The organism is Amycolatopsis rhabdoformis (genome assembly GCF_035918295.1).
GTDB lineage: Bacteria > Actinomycetota > Actinomycetes > Mycobacteriales > Pseudonocardiaceae > Amycolatopsis > Amycolatopsis rhabdoformis.
Window position 1 is genome coordinate 649,694 of sequence record NZ_CP142149.1, and the last position, 15,066, is coordinate 664,759.

The following is a 15,066-nucleotide window of genomic DNA, read 5'->3' on the forward strand; positions in this document are numbered from 1 at the left end:
GGACGTGGGCACACCACCCGGAAGGCTGATTGACCTCTCCTGCTACTGTCGGTGCGATTTCCCAGCACGAGCTGGGAGTCGACGTCCTTTAAGGACCCGTCCAGAGAGGCGGGGAAGGAGGTCCGCCTTGTCGTCACGTCCGCGTGGCGCGGCGGAACCGGTCGGAGAGCGCGAGCTCCTTTCGGCCGGCGATGTCGCGCGCACCATCGCCCGGATGGCCCATCAGGTCATCGAGAAGACCGCACTCGGTGCGAGCTTTTCCGGCGATGCCTCATCCGCCCCACCGGCACCCCCCGTGCTGCTGGGCATCCCGACCCGCGGCACTCCGCTGGCCACCCGGCTCGCCGGGAAGATCGGCGAGTTCTCCGGGGTCGTTCCCCCGACCGGGGCCCTCGACGTCACCCTGTACCGCGACGATCTGCGCCGCCGTCCGCCGCGTGCGCTCGAGCAGACGCAGCTGCCGCCCGGCGGCATCGACGACCGCGTGGTGATCCTGGTCGACGACGTGCTGTTCTCCGGCCGCACCATCCGCGCCGCGCTCGACGCCCTGCGCGACCACGGCCGCCCGCGCGCGGTGCAGCTGGCCGTGCTCGTCGACCGCGGCCACCGCGAGCTGCCGATCCGCGCCGACTACGTCGGCAAGAACGTGCCCACCGCGCGGGCCGAGGGCGTGTCCGTGCTGCTGTCCGAAACGGACGGGCGCGACGCGGTCCTGCTCCGCGCGCCGGAAGGAGAATCCCGGTGAAGCACCTGCTCGCCACCGACGGTCTGGACGCCGACACCGCCACGGCCGTCCTGGACACCGCCGACGAGCTGAAGCACACGCTGCTCGGCCGGGAGGTCCGCAAGCTGCCGACGCTGCGCGGCCGCACGGTGATCACCCTGTTCTACGAGAACTCCACCCGCACGCGCGTCTCGTTCGAGATCGCGGGGAAGTGGATGAGCGCCGACGTGATCAACGTCTCGGCGTCGAGCTCTTCGGTGAACAAGGGCGAGTCGCTGCGCGACACCGCGCTCACGCTCGCCGCGGCCGGCGCCGATTGCGTGATCATCCGCCACCCCGCCTCGGGCGCGGCCCACCGCCTGTCCGGCTGGCTGGCGCCGGCGGGCACCGCGGTGGTCAACGCCGGCGACGGTACCCACGAGCACCCCACGCAGGCGCTGCTCGACGCCGCGACCCTGCGGGAGCGGCTCGGCTCGCTGAAGGACCGGCGGGTCGCGATCGTCGGCGACGTGCTGCACAGCCGCGTCGCCCGCTCGAACATCCACCTGCTCGCCACGCTCGGCGCGGAGGTGGTGCTCGTCGCCCCGCCGACGCTGCTGCCGGTCGGCGTCGAGACGCTGCCGGTCACGGTCTCGCACGACCTCGACGCGGAACTGCCCGCCGTCGACGCCGTGATGATGCTGCGCGTGCAGGCCGAGCGCATGCACGGCGGGTTCTTCCCGTCTTCGCGCGAGTACTCCATCGCCTACGGGTTGTCCGAGCGCCGCCAGCGGCTGCTGCCGGACCACGCCGTGGTGCTGCACCCCGGTCCGATGCTGCGCGGGATGGAGATCGCCTCGGCGGTCGCCGACTCCCCGGCCTCGGCCATCACCGAACAGGTCCGCAACGGCGTCCACGTGCGCATGGCGGTTCTGTACCACCTCTTGGCCAGTGAAGGAGCCGCCGCGTGAGCCTGGTGATCAAGGGCGCCCGCCCGTACGGGGAGGGCGAACCGGTCGACGTCCTGATCGAGGATGGCGTGATCACGGCCATCGGACCGGTCTCCGTGCCCGAGGACGCGGAGATCCTCGACGCCGGCGGCCAGGTGCTGCTGCCCGGGTTCGTCGACCTGCACACCCACCTGCGCGAGCCCGGCCGCGAGGACACCGAGACGATCGACAGCGGCTCGGCCGCCGCGGCGCTGGGCGGCTACACGGCCGTGTTCGCCATGGCCAACACCGACCCGGTGGCCGACAACGCGCTCGTGACCGACCACGTGTGGCGGCGCGGGCAGGAAGTCGGCCTGGTCGACGTGCACCCGGTCGGGGCCGTCACCGTGGGGCTCAAGGGCGAGAAGCTCGCCGAGCTCGGCACGATGGCCAAGGGCTCCGCGGCCGTGCGCGTGTTCTCCGACGACGGCGTGTGCGTGGCCGACCCGCTGCTGATGCGCCGCGCGCTGGAGTACTCCACCGCGCTCGACGCCGTGATCGCGCAGCACGCCGAAGAGCCGCGGCTCACCGTCGGCGCGCAGGCCCACGAGGGCGAGAAGTCCGCGCGCCTGGGCTACCCGGGCTGGCCGGCCTCGGCCGAGGAGTCGATCGTGGCCCGCGACTGCCTGCTCGCGCTGCACGCGAAGGCGCGGCTGCACGTGTGCCACGTGTCCACCGCCGGCACGGTCGACGTGCTGCGCTGGGCCAAGGACCGCGGCACGAAGGTCTCCGCCGAGGTCACGCCGCACCACCTGCTGCTCACCGACGAGCGCCTCGAGACCTACGACCCGGTGAACAAGGTCAACCCGCCGCTGCGCACCGGCGGCGACGTCGAGAAGCTGCGCGCGGCGCTGGCCGAGGGCGTGATCGACTGCGTGGCCACCGACCACGCGCCCCACGCCGTGCAGGACAAGGACACGGAGTGGAGCGCCGCGCGCCCGGGCATGCTCGGGCTGCAGACCGCGCTCTCCGTCGTGGCGCGCGCGATGGTGGAGCCGGGCCTGCTCGACTGGCGCGGCGTCGCCCGCGTGATGAGCGAGCGGCCCGCCGCGATCGGCAACCTGCCCGACCACGGCCGTCCGGTCGAGGTCGGCGAACCGGCCAACCTCACGCTCGTGGACCCCGCCGCGGAGTGGACGGTGCGCGGCGCGGAGCTGGCCAGCATCGCCGCGAACACCCCGTACGAGGGAATGCGGCTGCCCGCCGTGGTGACGGCCACCGTGCTGCGCGGGCGGATCACCGCGCGCGAAGGGAAGATCTGCTGATGGAACGGTTCCTCCTCGTGCTGGGGATCGTCGTCTTCTTCCTGCTGTGCCTGTGGGGCATGTGGGTGGGCTGGCGGCGCAAGTCGCGCTCGCAGAGCGCCCAGGTGCCGCCGTTCCCGGGGATTCCCGGGGAACCCGGTGAGATCCTGCTGGAGTCGACCGGGCTCTACGTCAGCACCACCACCGCGGGCCACTGGCAGGACCGGGTCGTGACCCGGGGCGCGGGGCTGCGCACCGGCGCGGTCTGGCGCCTGCACCCGGGCGGCATCGCGGTGGAACGCGGTGGCGCGCCCGATTTCTGGATCCCGCGCGAGGCGGTCACCGGGATCCGCCGCGACTCGAGGATCGCCGGGAAGGTGATGGGCACCGACGCGCTGCTCGTCCTCACCTGGCGGCTCGGCACCGGGACCTCCGCCGTGGACCTCGACACCGGCTTCCGCGGCGACGACCTCGACGACTATCCACAGTGGATCGACCAGCTTTCCCCCGACAACTCGGATCACGACATCAAGGGAGGTGCCCAGTGAGCACCGCGAACGGCACCCGCGGCCCCGCCGCCCTGGTTCTGGAAGACGGCCGCGTCTTCCGCGGCGCCGCCTACGGCGCGCGCGGGCGCACGCTCGGCGAGGCCGTGTTCTGCACCGGCATGACCGGCTACCAGGAGACGCTCACCGACCCGTCCTACCACCGCCAGATCGTGGTGCAGACCGCGCCGCAGATCGGCAACACCGGCTGGAACGACGAGGACGACGAGTCGGCCCGCATCTGGGTCTCCGGCTACGTGGTGCGCGACCCCGCGCGCACCCCGTCCAACTGGCGCGCCAAGCGCGGCCTCGACGAGGAGCTCACCCGCCAGGGCGTGGTCGGCATCTCCGAGGTCGACACGCGCACGCTCACCCGCCACCTGCGCGAGCAGGGCGCCATGCGCGCCGGCGTGTTCTCCGGCGACGCGCTGGGCACCGACGAGCAGATGGTGGCCGAGGTCCTGGCGAGCCCGCAGATGAAGGGCGCCGACCTCGCCGGCGAGGTGTCCACGAACCAGCCGTACGTGGTCGAGGCCCAGGGCGAACGGCGCTTCCGCGTGGCCGCGCTCGACCTCGGCATCAAGTCCAACACCCCGCGCCTGATGACGCAGCGCGGCATCGAGGTCCACGTGCTGCCCTCGTCGACGAGCGTCGAAGACCTGCTGGCGCTGGAAGCCGACGGCGTCTTCCTCTCCAACGGCCCGGGCGACCCGGCCACCACCGCGCACGCCACCGCGTTGACGAAAGCCGTGCTGGAGCGCGAGATCCCGCTGTTCGGCATCTGCTTCGGCAACCAGATCCTCGGCCGTGCGCTGGGCCTGGACACGTACAAGATGCGCTACGGCCACCGCGGCATCAACATCCCGGTGATCGACGTGGCCACCGGCCGCGTCGCGATCACCGCGCAGAACCACGGCTTCGCGCTCGAAGGCGAGCCCGGCCAGCGGTTCGAGTCGCCCTACGGCGCCGCGCAGATCAGCCACTACTGCCCCAACGACGACACGGTCGAGGGCGTGCGCGCCTTCGACGTGCCGGCCTTCTCGGTGCAGTACCACCCCGAAGCCGCGGCCGGTCCGCACGACGCTGCGCCCCTGTTCGACGAGTTCGTTGAGTTGATGGAGAAGAAGGCCTGATGCCGAAGAGGACTGACATCCAGCACGTGCTGGTGATCGGCTCCGGGCCGATCGTGATCGGGCAGGCCGCCGAGTTCGACTACTCGGGCACGCAGGCCTGCCGGGTGCTGCGGGCCGAGGGCCTGCGCGTGAGCCTGGTGAACTCGAACCCCGCCACGATCATGACCGACCCCGAGTTCGCCGACGCGACCTACATCGAGCCGGTCACGCCGGACTTCGTGGAGAAGGTGATCGCGCAGGAGCGGCCCGACGCCATCCTCGCGACCCTGGGCGGGCAGACGGCGCTCAACTGCGCGGTCGCGCTGCACGAGCGCGGGGTGCTCGAAAAGTACGGGGTGGAGCTGATCGGCGCCGACATCGACGCGATCCAGCGCGGTGAGGACCGGCAGAAGTTCAAGGACATCGTGCGCACGATCGGCGCCGAGGTCCCGCGCAGCCGCGTGTGCAACACCATGGAGGACGTGCGCGCCACTGTCGCCGAGCTCGGCCTGCCGGTGGTGATCCGGCCGTCGTTCACCATGGGCGGTCTCGGGTCCGGTCTGGCGTACACGCCCGAAGAGCTGGAGCGCCTGGCGTCCACCGGCCTGAGCGAATCGCCGGTCACCGAGGTGCTCATCGAGGAGAGCGTGCTCGGCTGGAAGGAGTACGAGCTCGAGCTGATGCGCGACCGGCACGACAACGTGGTGGTCGTCTGCTCGATCGAGAACGTCGACGCGATGGGCGTGCACACCGGCGACTCGGTCACCGTCGCGCCCACGATGACGCTCACGGACCGCGAGTACCAGGTGATGCGCGACGTCGGCATCGCCGTGCTGCGCGAGGTCGGCGTGGACACCGGCGGCTGCAACATCCAGTTCGCGATCAACCCGGAAGACGGGCGCATGGTCGTGATCGAGATGAATCCGCGCGTGTCGCGGTCCTCGGCGCTCGCGTCGAAGGCCACCGGGTTCCCGATCGCCAAGATCGCCGCGAAGCTCGCCATCGGCTACACGCTCGACGAGATCCAGAACGACATCACCGGCGAGACCCCGGCGGCCTTCGAGCCGACGCTGGACTACGTCGTGGTGAAGATCCCGCGCTTCGCGTTCGAAAAGTTCCCCGGCGCGGACCCCACCCTCACCACCACGATGAAGAGCGTCGGCGAGGCGATGTCCTTCGGCCGCAGCTTCCCCGAGGCGCTCGGCAAGGCCATGCGCTCGATCGAGACCAAGGCCACCGGCTTCTGGACCCTGCCCGACCCCGAGGGCGTCACGATGGAGTCCACTTTGGACTCGCTGCGCGTGCCGCACGAGGGCCGGCTCTACGAGGTGGAGCGCGCGCTGCGGCTGGGCGCCACCGTGGCGCAGGTGCACGACGCCAGCGGCATCGACCCGTGGTTCATCGACCAGATCGCGCTGATCGGCGAGGTCGGCGCCGAGGTGCGTGACGCGCCGGTGCTCGACGGCGAGCTGCTGCGCCGTGCCAAGCGCACGGGCCTGTCCGACCGCCAGATCGCCGCGCTGCGCCCGGAACTGGCGGGCGAGGACGGCGTGCGCTCGCTGCGCCACCGCCTCGGCGTGCGGCCGGTGTTCAAGACCGTGGACACGTGCGCGGCCGAGTTCAAGGCGGACACGCCGTACCACTACTCGGCCTACGAGACCGACCCCGCGGCGCAGTCGGAGGTCGTGGCGCAGAGCGACAAGCCGAAGGTCCTCATCCTCGGCTCCGGGCCGAACCGCATCGGGCAGGGCATCGAGTTCGACTACTCGTGCGTGCACGCCGCGATCGCCTTGCGCGAAGCCGGTTTCGAGGCCGTGATGGTCAACTGCAACCCCGAAACCGTGTCCACCGACTACGACACGTCCGACCGGCTGTACTTCGAGCCGCTGTCCTTCGAGGACGTGCTGGAGGTCGTGCACGCGGAGCAGCAGTCGGGCACCGTGGCCGGCGTGATCGTGCAGCTCGGCGGCCAGACCCCGCTGGGGCTGGCCAAGCGGCTCGCCGACGCGGGCGTGCCCGTGGTCGGCACGCCGCCGGAGGCCATCAACCTGGCCGAGGACCGCGGCGCGTTCGGCGAGGTGCTCGGCGACGCCGGGCTGCCGGCGCCGAAGTACGGCACGGCGACGTCGTTCGAGGGCGCGAAGCGGATCGCCGACGAGATCGGCTACCCGGTGCTCGTGCGCCCGTCCTACGTGCTCGGCGGGCGCGGCATGGAGATCGTGTACGACGAGGAGACCCTCGCCGGCTACATCCGCCGCGCCACCGAGGTCACGCCCGAGCACCCGGTGCTCGTCGACCGCTTCCTCGACGACGCCATCGAGATCGACGTCGACGCGCTGTTCGACGGCGAGGACCTCTACCTCGGCGGCGTGATGGAGCACATCGAGGAGGCCGGCATCCACTCCGGCGACTCCTCGTGCGCGCTGCCGCCGATCACGCTCGGCGCCACCGACCTCGAAGAGGTGCGCCGCTCCACCGAGGCGATCGCGCGCGGCGTCGGCGTGCGCGGGCTGCTGAACGTGCAGTACGCGCTCAAGGACGACGTGCTCTACGTCCTGGAGGCCAACCCGCGTGCTTCGCGCACGGTGCCGTTCGTGTCGAAGGCCACCGCGGTGCCGCTCGCGAAGGCGGCCGCGCTGATCATGACCGGCTCGACGATCAAGGACCTGCGCGGGTCGGGCGTGCTGCCCGCCGAAGGCGACGGCGGCCGGATGCCGGCCGATTCGCCGGTGGCGGTGAAGGAAGCCGTGCTGCCCTTCCACCGCTTCCGCACGCCCGAGGGCCACGGCGTGGATTCCTTGCTGGGCCCGGAAATGAAGTCCACGGGCGAGGTGATGGGCGTGGACGTGTCCTTCGGGAAGGCGTTCGCGAAGTCGCAGAGCGGCGCGTACGGCTCGCTGCCGACGGCCGGGCGGGTGTTCGTGTCGGTGGCCAACCGGGACAAGCGCTCGATGGTCTTCCCGGTGAAGCGCCTGGCGGACTTGGGATTCGAGATCCTCGCGACGTCCGGTACCGCGGAAGTGTTGCGGCGTAACGGAGTCGACTGCACGGTCGTGCGCAAGCACTACGAGGGTTCGACCGAGGCCGAACCCAACATCGTGGACGTGATCCTCGCCGGCGGGGTCGAGATGGTCATCAACACGCCCTACGGCAACAGCGGCCCGCGCATCGACGGCTACGAGATCCGCACCGCGGCGGTGTCGCGGGACATCCCCTGCATCACCACCGTGCAGGGCGCGGCGGCGGCCGTGCACGGCATCGAAGCGCTCATCCGGGGTGACATCGGGGTGCGCAGCCTCCAGAGCCTCCAGGCGGCGCTGAAGGCCACGAAATGACCGCACCGGAGCGGTTCGGGGCGCGGCTGGCGAGAGCGGTGGCCGCCCGCGGGCCGCTGTGCGCCGGGATCGACCCGCATCCGGGCCTGATCGAGTCCTGGGGCCTGCCCGTGGACGTGAGTGGTCTGGAACGGTTCGCGCTCGGCGCCACGGAGGCACTGGCGGCCGTCACGGCGATCGTGAAGCCCCAGTCGGCGTTCTTCGAGGCGTTCGGCCCGCCCGGGGTGGCGGTGCTCGAACGCGTCGTGGACACGGCCCACGACGCCGGTGCGCTCGTGCTGCTGGACGTGAAGCGCGGGGACATCGGTTCGACCATGGCGGCCTACACGGCCGCCTACGTGGCCGACAAGGCCGCGTTCACGGCCGACGCGGCCACGGTTTCGCCCTATCTCGGTTTCGGTGCGCTGGATCCCGCCGTGGCGGCCGCCACGGCGGCGGGCAACGGCTTGTTCGTGCTCGCGCGCACGTCGAACCCGGAGGCGCACGAGCTGCAGAGCGCGCGGCTGGCGGACGGCCGCACAGTGGCACAGAGCGTGGTCGACGCCGCCGCCGCGCACAACGCGGACGCCGAACCGCTCGGTGACGTCGGCGTGGTCGTCGGCGCCACGATCAGCCCCGGTGAGCTGGACCTTTCCCGCCTCAACGGGCCCGTGCTGGCACCGGGTTTCGGCGCCCAGGGGGCAACCGCGGCGGACTTACGGGCAGTGTTCGGCGCGGGCTTGCCGGGCGTGCTCCCGGCGTCTTCGCGGGACCTGCTGCGGCACGGTCCGGACCCGGATGCCTTGCGCCAAGCGGTCGTCCGGGTCGCCGAACTGCTGGCCCAGACACGGGAAAACGACCAATAGCAGGCCCCGGAATCGGTCTCCACCAGCCACCCCCGCATTGTGGCGGCTGCTCAAGGGTGGGTACCGTCGCGTCACCCACCCAGATTTGAGAACTACCGGAGGAAAACGTGGCACTTCCCCAGCTGACAGAGGAACAGCGTGCTGCGGCGCTGGAGAAGGCCGCCGCCGCCCGCCGCATCCGTGCTGAGCTGAAGGAGCGGCTGAAGCGGGGCGGTACCACTCTGGTCGACGTGCTGAAGCAGGCCGAGGAGAACGAAGTCCTCGGCAAGATGAAGGTTTCGGCCTTGCTCGAGGCTCTCCCCGGCGTCGGCAAGGTTCGTGCCCAGCAGACCATGGAACGACTGGAGATCGCACCCAGCCGCAGGCTCCGCGGGCTCGGCGACCGGCAGCGCAAGGCGCTGCTGGCCGAGTTCAGCGGAGAGTGAGCGGCGTCGGTCAGGACTACCCGGTGATCCGGGGCGCCGACCGCGACGGTGAGCCGGTGGCGGGGGAACCTCCCGCCCCCGGCTCACCGTCGTCTCGGGGCCTTCCGGGGTCGGGAAGTCGAGCGTGGTGGGGGAGCTGCGCAAGCTCGAACCGGACATCTACTTCAGCGTCTCGGTCACGACGCGGGAGCCGCGGCCCGGCGAGGTGGACGGGAGTCACTACCACTTCATCGCCCGCGCGGAGTTCGACCGCATGGTCGCCGACGGACGGCTGCTGGAGTGGGCGGAGTTCGCGGGCAACTGCTACGGCACGCCGCGCGAGCCCGTGGAGCGGGCGCTGGCCGACGGCCGGCCCGCCGTGCTGGAGATCGAATTGCAGGGCGCGCGCCAGGTGCGCGCGGCCATGCCGGAGGCCCGGCTGGTGATGCTGATGCCGCCGTCGTGGGACGAGCTCGTGGGCCGGCTCACCGGGCGCGGCACGGAATCCGAAGCCGCGGTGCAGGCCCGGCTCGCCGAGGCGGAACGCGAACTGGCGGCCGCGGGCGAGTTCGACGAACGGGTCGTGAACGCCGAGGTGGGAGCCGCCGCGCGGAGGTTGCTAGACTTGATTACCGGTGGCGATTCCTCTGCCGCCGGAATCCTGGACGATACGGAGTAGCACGAGTGGCTGTTCAACAGGCGATGCTGGAAGAGCTCGAGGGCATCACCAACCCGCCGATCGACGACCTGCTCGAAAAGGTCTCCTCGAAGTACGCGCTGGTGATCTACTCGGCCAAGCGCGCGCGTCAGATCAACGACTACTACGCCCAGCTGGGCGAGGGTCTGCTGGAGTACGTCGGCCCCCTCGTGGAGCCGGGCCCCCGCGAGAAGCCGCTGTCGATCGCGCTGCGCGAGATCCACGGTGGCCTGCTCGAGCACACCGAGGGTGAATGACCCCAAGCCCAGGATCGTCCTGGGCGTGGGCGGCGGCATCGCCGCCTACAAGGCCTGTGAGGTCCTGCGGGGCCTCACCGAGTCGGGGCACGACGTCCGCGTGGTGCCCACCGAGGCCGCGCTGAACTTCATCGGCGCGGCCACCTTCGAGGCCCTCTCGGGACACCCGGTGCACACCGGCGTGTTCACAGAGGTGCCCGAAGTGCAGCACGTGCGGGTCGGCAAAGAAGCCGACCTCGTGCTGATCGTCCCGGCGACCGCCAACCTGCTGGCCAAGGCCGCGCACGGCATCGCCGACGACCTGCTCACCACCACCCTGCTCACCGCCCGGTGCCCGATCGCCTTCTTCCCGGCGATGCACACGGAGATGTGGGAGCACCAGGCCACCCGCGACAACGTCGCGCTGCTGCGCTCGCGCGGCCTGGTCGTGGCCGAGCCCGCCGCGGGGCGCCTCACCGGCGTCGACACCGGCAAGGGCCGGCTGGCCGACCCGGCCGAGATCGTGGACCTCGCCCGCCTGCTGCTCGACGAGCCGCGCGCGCTGCCGCGCGACCTCGAGGGGCTGCGCGTGGTCGTGTCCGCCGGCGGCACGCGCGAACCGCTCGACCCCGTCCGCTACCTGGGCAACCGGTCGTCGGGCAAGCAGGGCTTCGCGCTCGCGCGCGTGGCCGCCCAGCGCGGCGCCGAGGTCACCCTGATCGCCGCGCACACCGCCGAGCTGCCGCAGCCCGCGGGCGCGCACGTGGAACGCGTGTCGAGCGCCGAGGAGCTGCGCAAGGCCGTGCACGCGGCCGCCGCCGACGCCGACGTGGTGGTGATGGCCGCGGCCGTCGCCGACTTCCGGCCGGCCACGCGGGCCGAGCACAAGATCAAGAAGTCGGACGACGCGCCCGACCCCGTGATCACCCTCGACCGCAACGCCGACATCCTCGCCGAGTTGGTCGCCGGCCGCCGGGACGGCCAGACCGTGGTCGGCTTCGCCGCCGAGACCGGCGACGAGCACGGCAGCGTGCTCGACCACGCCCGCACGAAGCTGCGGCGCAAGGGCGCCGACCTGATGGTGGTCAACGCGGTGGGTGACGGCAAGGCGTTCGGCACCGAGGACAACTCCGGCTGGCTGCTCGCCGCCGACGGGACCGAACAGGCCATCCCCCTGGGCGCGAAGTCCAGACTCGCGGCCACAGTGTGGGACGCTGTAACAGACTTGCGGTTACGTCGACTCCAGCACTAGGCCTTCTGGGTAATGTGGGGCCGTGTAAGGGGTACCTAACTTCGCGGGTACCCAGCTCGAACCGAGGGAAGTGACGAGGTCGTGACTGCGTCCACCAAAAGGCTGTTCACGTCGGAATCGGTGACCGAGGGCCATCCCGACAAGATCTGTGACGCCATCAGCGACTCGATCCTCGACGGCCTGCTCACCAAGGACCCGCGCAGCCGGGTCGCCGTGGAGACGCTCATCACCACGGGCCAGGTGCACGTGGCCGGCGAGGTGACCACCGAGGCCTACGCCGACATCCCGACGATCGTGCGGGACGTGATCCTGCGCATCGGCTACGACTCGTCGGCCAAGGGCTTCGACGGCAACTCGTGCGGCGTCAACGTGGCGATCGGTTCGCAGTCGCCCGACATCGCGCAGGGCGTCGACACGGCGTACGAGTCGCGGGTCGAGAGCGACGAGGACGAGATCAACCGCCAGGGCGCCGGCGACCAGGGCCTGATGTTCGGCTACGCCTGCTCGGACACGCCCGAGCTGATGCCGCTGCCGATCGCGCTGGCCCACCGCCTGTCGCGCCGGCTCACCGCGGTCCGCAAGGACGGCGTGCTGCCCTACCTGCGCCCGGACGGCAAGACCCAGGTCACCATCGAGTACGCGGGTGAGCAGCCCGTGCGCCTCGACACAGTGGTCGTGTCCACGCAGCACGCCGACGGCATCGACCTCGAGCAGATGCTCGGTGTCGACGTGAAGCAGCACGTGGTGGAGCCGGAGCTGGCCGAGCTGGGCCTCGACACGGCGGGCACCCGCCTGCTGGTGAACCCCACCGGCCGCTTCGTGATCGGCGGCCCGATGGGCGACGCCGGCCTCACCGGCCGCAAGATCATCGTCGACACCTACGGCGGCATGGCCCGCCACGGCGGTGGCGCCTTCTCGGGCAAGGACCCGTCCAAGGTCGACCGCTCCGCCGCGTACGCGATGCGCTGGGTGGCCAAGAACGTGGTCGCCGCCGGGCTCGCCGGGCGCGTGGAGGTGCAGGTGGCGTACGCGATCGGCAAGGCCGCGCCGGTGGGCCTGTTCGTGGAGACGTTCGGCACCGAGACCGTGGACCCGACGAAGATCCAGGACGCCATCAGCGAGGTCTTCGACCTGCGCCCGGCCGCGATCATCCGCGACCTGGACCTGCTGCGCCCGATCTACGCGCCGACCGCGGCGTACGGCCACTTCGGCCGCACGGACCTCGACCTGCCGTGGGAGAACACCTCGCGCGCGGACGCGCTGCGTTCGCTCGCGGGCGCCTGATCCGTTCGTCCGAAGGCCCCCGTCACCACGACGGGGGCCTTCGCGCGTGCCGGTGGTGTTCTGGTGACGGGACCGTCGGTGGGGTCTGGTAGAGATCTCGGGGTGAGCAGCTCCGAACCCGCCCCGCTGTGGGACCTTCCGGAGCCTTCGCGCTCCGCCTCGGAGCCGAAGGCTTCCTCCCCGCGTGCCGGAAAGCCGGCCGCGGCCAAGACATCGGCCGGCCGGGCCAAGGCGGCCGCGAAGAAGGCCCCTTCGCGCAAGGGGCAGCAGCAGCCGGCGCCCGAGCTGCCCGTGGCCAAGGTCGTGGTGGACATCCCGCTGGCGCACCTGGACCGCCCGTTCGACTACCAGGTGCCCGACAAGCTGCACGAGGCCGCGGTGCCCGGGTGCCGGGTGCGGGTGCGGTTCGCGGGCCAGCTCGTGGACGGCTACCTCGTCGAGCGCACCGACACCACGGAGTACGAGCGCAAGCTGGCCTACCTCGAACGCGTCACGTCGAGCGAGCCGGTGCTGCCGGCGTCGCTGCACGCCGTGTGCCGCTCGGTGGCCGATCGCTACGGCGGCACGCTGTCCGACGTGCTGCGGCTGGCCCTGCCGCCGCGCCACGCCAAGGCGGAGGGCGAGCCGGCGGGGGAGCCGGCGCCCGAGCCCGACGTGCCGGACGTGTCGGCGTGGACGCGCTACCAGCGTGGTCCGGCGTTCCTCGACGCCGTGGCCGACGGGAAGCCGGCCAACGCCGTGTGGCAGGCCCTGCCGGGCGAGGACTGGCCGCGGCGGCTCGCGGAGGCCGCGGCGGTGGCGGCCTCCTGCGGCCGGGGCGCCGTCCTCGTGGTGCCGGACCACCGGGACCTCACGCGGGTGCACGAGGCGTGTGCCGCGATGGTGGGCGAAGACGCGGTGGTGGCGTTGATCGCCGGGCTCGGGCCCGCGGAGCGGTACCGGCGCTGGCTGGCCGTGCTGCGCGGCACCGTGCGCGTGGTGGTGGGCACGCGCGCGGCGATGTTCGCGCCCGTGGCCGACCCGGGCCTGTTCGTGGTGTGGGACGACGGCGACGACCTGCACCTCGACCCGCACGCGCCCTACCCGCACGTGCGCGACGTGCTCATGGACCGCGCGCACGCCACCAAGTCGTCCCTGCTCGTCGGCGGCTTCGCGCGCACGGCGGAGGCGCAGCTGCTCGTGGAGTCGGGCTGGGCGCAGGCCGTGGTGGCCGACCGCACCGAGCTGCGCACGGCGGCCCCGCGCGTCACGCCGGTGGGCGAGGACTTCGACGTGGCGCGCGACGAGGCCGCGCGCGTCGCCCGGCTGCCGGCGGTGGCGTTCGAGGCGGCGCGCCAGGCGTTCGCGGCGGGCCTGCCGGCCCTGGTCCAGGTACCCCGGCGCGGCTACGTGCCCGGGCTGGCCTGCGGCAACTGCCGTACGCCTGCGCACTGCCGCCGCTGCGCCGGCCCGCTCGCTCTGCCGGGCGGCTCCGTCGACGGCGCGCCCAAGCCGCCCGCGTGCCGCTGGTGCGGCGTGCCGGAGACCGCGTTCCGCTGCCAGGCCTGCGGCTCGGTGCGGCTGCGCGCGGTGATCGTCGGCGCGAAGCGTACGGCGGAAGAGCTGGGCCGCGCGTTCCCGGGCGTGCCGGTGCGCACGTCGGGCGCCGCGGAGGTGCTGGCCACGGTGCCGGGCCGCCCCGCGCTGGTGGTCTGCACCCCCGGCGCCGAACCCGTGGCCGAAGGCGGCTACGGCGCCGCCCTGCTGCTCGACGGCTGGGCCCTGCTCGGCCGCCAGGACCTGCGCGCCGCCGAGGAAACCCTGCGCCGCTGGATGGCCGCCGGCGCCCTGGTGCGCCCCGCCTCCTCGGGCGGCCGCATCATCGTGGGCGCCGAGGCGGGCCTGTCCGTGGTCCAGGCCCTCGTGCGCTGGGACCCCGCCTGGCACGCCGGCCTGGAACTCGGCCAGCGCCGCGAGCTGGGCTTCCCGCCCGCCATGCGCATGGCCAGCGTCGAAGGCACCCCCGACGCCGTCGCCTCCGTCCTCGACGACCTCCCCCTGCCCGACACCGGCGAAATCCTGGGCCCCGTCCCCCTCGGCGACTTCGACGACGCGGGCAACGCCTCCCGCGAACGCGCGCTGGTCCGCGTGGCCCGCCCGGAGGGCAAGACGCTCGCCGCCCTCCTCCACGACGCGGCGGCCCGCCGGGACGCCCGGAAGGCGGCGGAACCGGTGCGGATTCAGCTGGATCCGTTGGAACTGATCTAGGGCAAGAGCCGGGCAAAACCCGCGAATCCGGACGCTCGGCGCTCGGGGTGGCGGAGGTTGTCCGGACCTTTTCCGTTTGAGTTCCGCCGAGATCGGGCAAGGAGAACACGGCCGGGACGCGATCCGGCGGGATGCCGCGCGCCCTCGGTGTTGGGCCGGGTGCGCGCCCGGAC

At 72.3% G+C, this 15,066-nt stretch carries 12 protein-coding genes and 1 pseudogene; all 13 read left to right on the top strand.

Annotated features, from left to right (window positions below):
* The first annotated feature begins 127 nt into the window (after nt 1-127).
* Nucleotides 128-745: a bifunctional pyr operon transcriptional regulator/uracil phosphoribosyltransferase PyrR gene (gene pyrR / locus VSH64_RS03055; RefSeq protein WP_326833912.1), complete on the top strand. Its 618-nt coding sequence runs from the start codon at nt 128-130 to the stop codon at nt 743-745.
* Nucleotides 742-1,674 (top strand): aspartate carbamoyltransferase catalytic subunit, encoded by a 933-nt coding sequence (locus VSH64_RS03060; RefSeq protein WP_326833913.1) that lies wholly within the window; start codon nt 742-744, stop codon nt 1,672-1,674. The genes pyrR and VSH64_RS03060 overlap by 4 nt, the downstream gene beginning before the upstream one ends.
* On the top strand, nt 1,671-2,957 hold the full coding sequence (locus tag VSH64_RS03065; RefSeq protein WP_326833914.1) for a dihydroorotase: 1,287 nt from the start codon (nt 1,671-1,673) through the stop codon (nt 2,955-2,957). The genes VSH64_RS03060 and VSH64_RS03065 overlap by 4 nt, the downstream gene beginning before the upstream one ends.
* Complete coding sequence (locus VSH64_RS03070; protein WP_326833915.1) at nt 2,957-3,484, top strand: PH-like domain-containing protein; 528 nt, start codon at nt 2,957-2,959, stop codon at nt 3,482-3,484. Before VSH64_RS03065 ends, VSH64_RS03070 begins: the two co-directional genes overlap by 1 nt.
* The gene (carA, locus tag VSH64_RS03075; protein WP_326833916.1) at nt 3,481-4,614 is read left to right on the top strand and encodes a glutamine-hydrolyzing carbamoyl-phosphate synthase small subunit; all 1,134 of its coding nucleotides are present in this window, start codon (nt 3,481-3,483) and stop codon (nt 4,612-4,614) included. Before VSH64_RS03070 ends, carA begins: the two co-directional genes overlap by 4 nt.
* Entirely contained in the window at nt 4,614-7,928 is a 3,315-nt protein-coding gene (carB, locus tag VSH64_RS03080; protein WP_326833917.1) for a carbamoyl-phosphate synthase large subunit, read from the top strand. Before carA ends, carB begins: the two co-directional genes overlap by 1 nt.
* Entirely contained in the window at nt 7,925-8,773 is an 849-nt protein-coding gene (gene pyrF, locus VSH64_RS03085; protein WP_326833918.1) for an orotidine-5'-phosphate decarboxylase, read from the top strand. Before carB ends, pyrF begins: the two co-directional genes overlap by 4 nt.
* 107 nt (nt 8,774-8,880) lie before the next feature.
* Nucleotides 8,881-9,198 carry an integration host factor, actinobacterial type gene (mihF, locus tag VSH64_RS03090; protein WP_003096398.1) on the top strand — a complete coding sequence of 106 codons (318 nt, stop codon included), beginning with the start codon at nt 8,881-8,883 and terminating at the stop codon, nt 9,196-9,198.
* Nucleotides 9,195-9,856, top strand: a pseudogene (gene gmk, locus VSH64_RS03095) (guanylate kinase). Before mihF ends, gmk begins: the two are co-directional and overlap by 4 nt.
* Nucleotides 9,857-9,879: 23 nt before the next feature.
* On the top strand, nt 9,880-10,131 hold the full coding sequence (rpoZ, locus tag VSH64_RS03100; protein WP_220247522.1) for a DNA-directed RNA polymerase subunit omega: 252 nt from the start codon (nt 9,880-9,882) through the stop codon (nt 10,129-10,131).
* A complete protein-coding gene (gene coaBC, locus VSH64_RS03105) occupies nt 10,124-11,362 on the top strand; it encodes a bifunctional phosphopantothenoylcysteine decarboxylase/phosphopantothenate--cysteine ligase CoaBC (RefSeq protein WP_326833919.1) in 1,239 nt (412 codons plus the stop codon). Before rpoZ ends, coaBC begins: the two co-directional genes overlap by 8 nt.
* Before the next feature lie 81 nt (nt 11,363-11,443).
* The gene (gene metK, locus VSH64_RS03110; RefSeq protein WP_326833920.1) at nt 11,444-12,646 is read left to right on the top strand and encodes a methionine adenosyltransferase; all 1,203 of its coding nucleotides are present in this window, start codon (nt 11,444-11,446) and stop codon (nt 12,644-12,646) included.
* A gap of 102 nt (nt 12,647-12,748) precedes the next feature.
* Entirely contained in the window at nt 12,749-14,893 is a 2,145-nt protein-coding gene (locus VSH64_RS03115) for a primosomal protein N' (RefSeq protein WP_326833921.1), read from the top strand.
* Nucleotides 14,894-15,066 lie beyond the last annotated feature (173 nt).

What these genes read in the sequence shown, in the direction of transcription:
- carB (WP_326833917.1), top strand. Translation starts at nt 4,614, where the DNA reads ATGCCGAAGAGGACTGACATCCAGCACGTGCTGGTGATCGGCTCCGGG.
- pyrF (WP_326833918.1), top strand. Translation starts at nt 7,925, where the DNA reads ATGACCGCACCGGAGCGGTTCGGGGCGCGGCTGGCGAGAGCGGTGGCC.
- rpoZ (WP_220247522.1), top strand. Translation starts at nt 9,880, where the DNA reads ATGCTGGAAGAGCTCGAGGGCATCACCAACCCGCCGATCGACGACCTG.
- VSH64_RS03070 (WP_326833915.1), top strand. Translation starts at nt 2,957, where the DNA reads ATGGAACGGTTCCTCCTCGTGCTGGGGATCGTCGTCTTCTTCCTGCTG.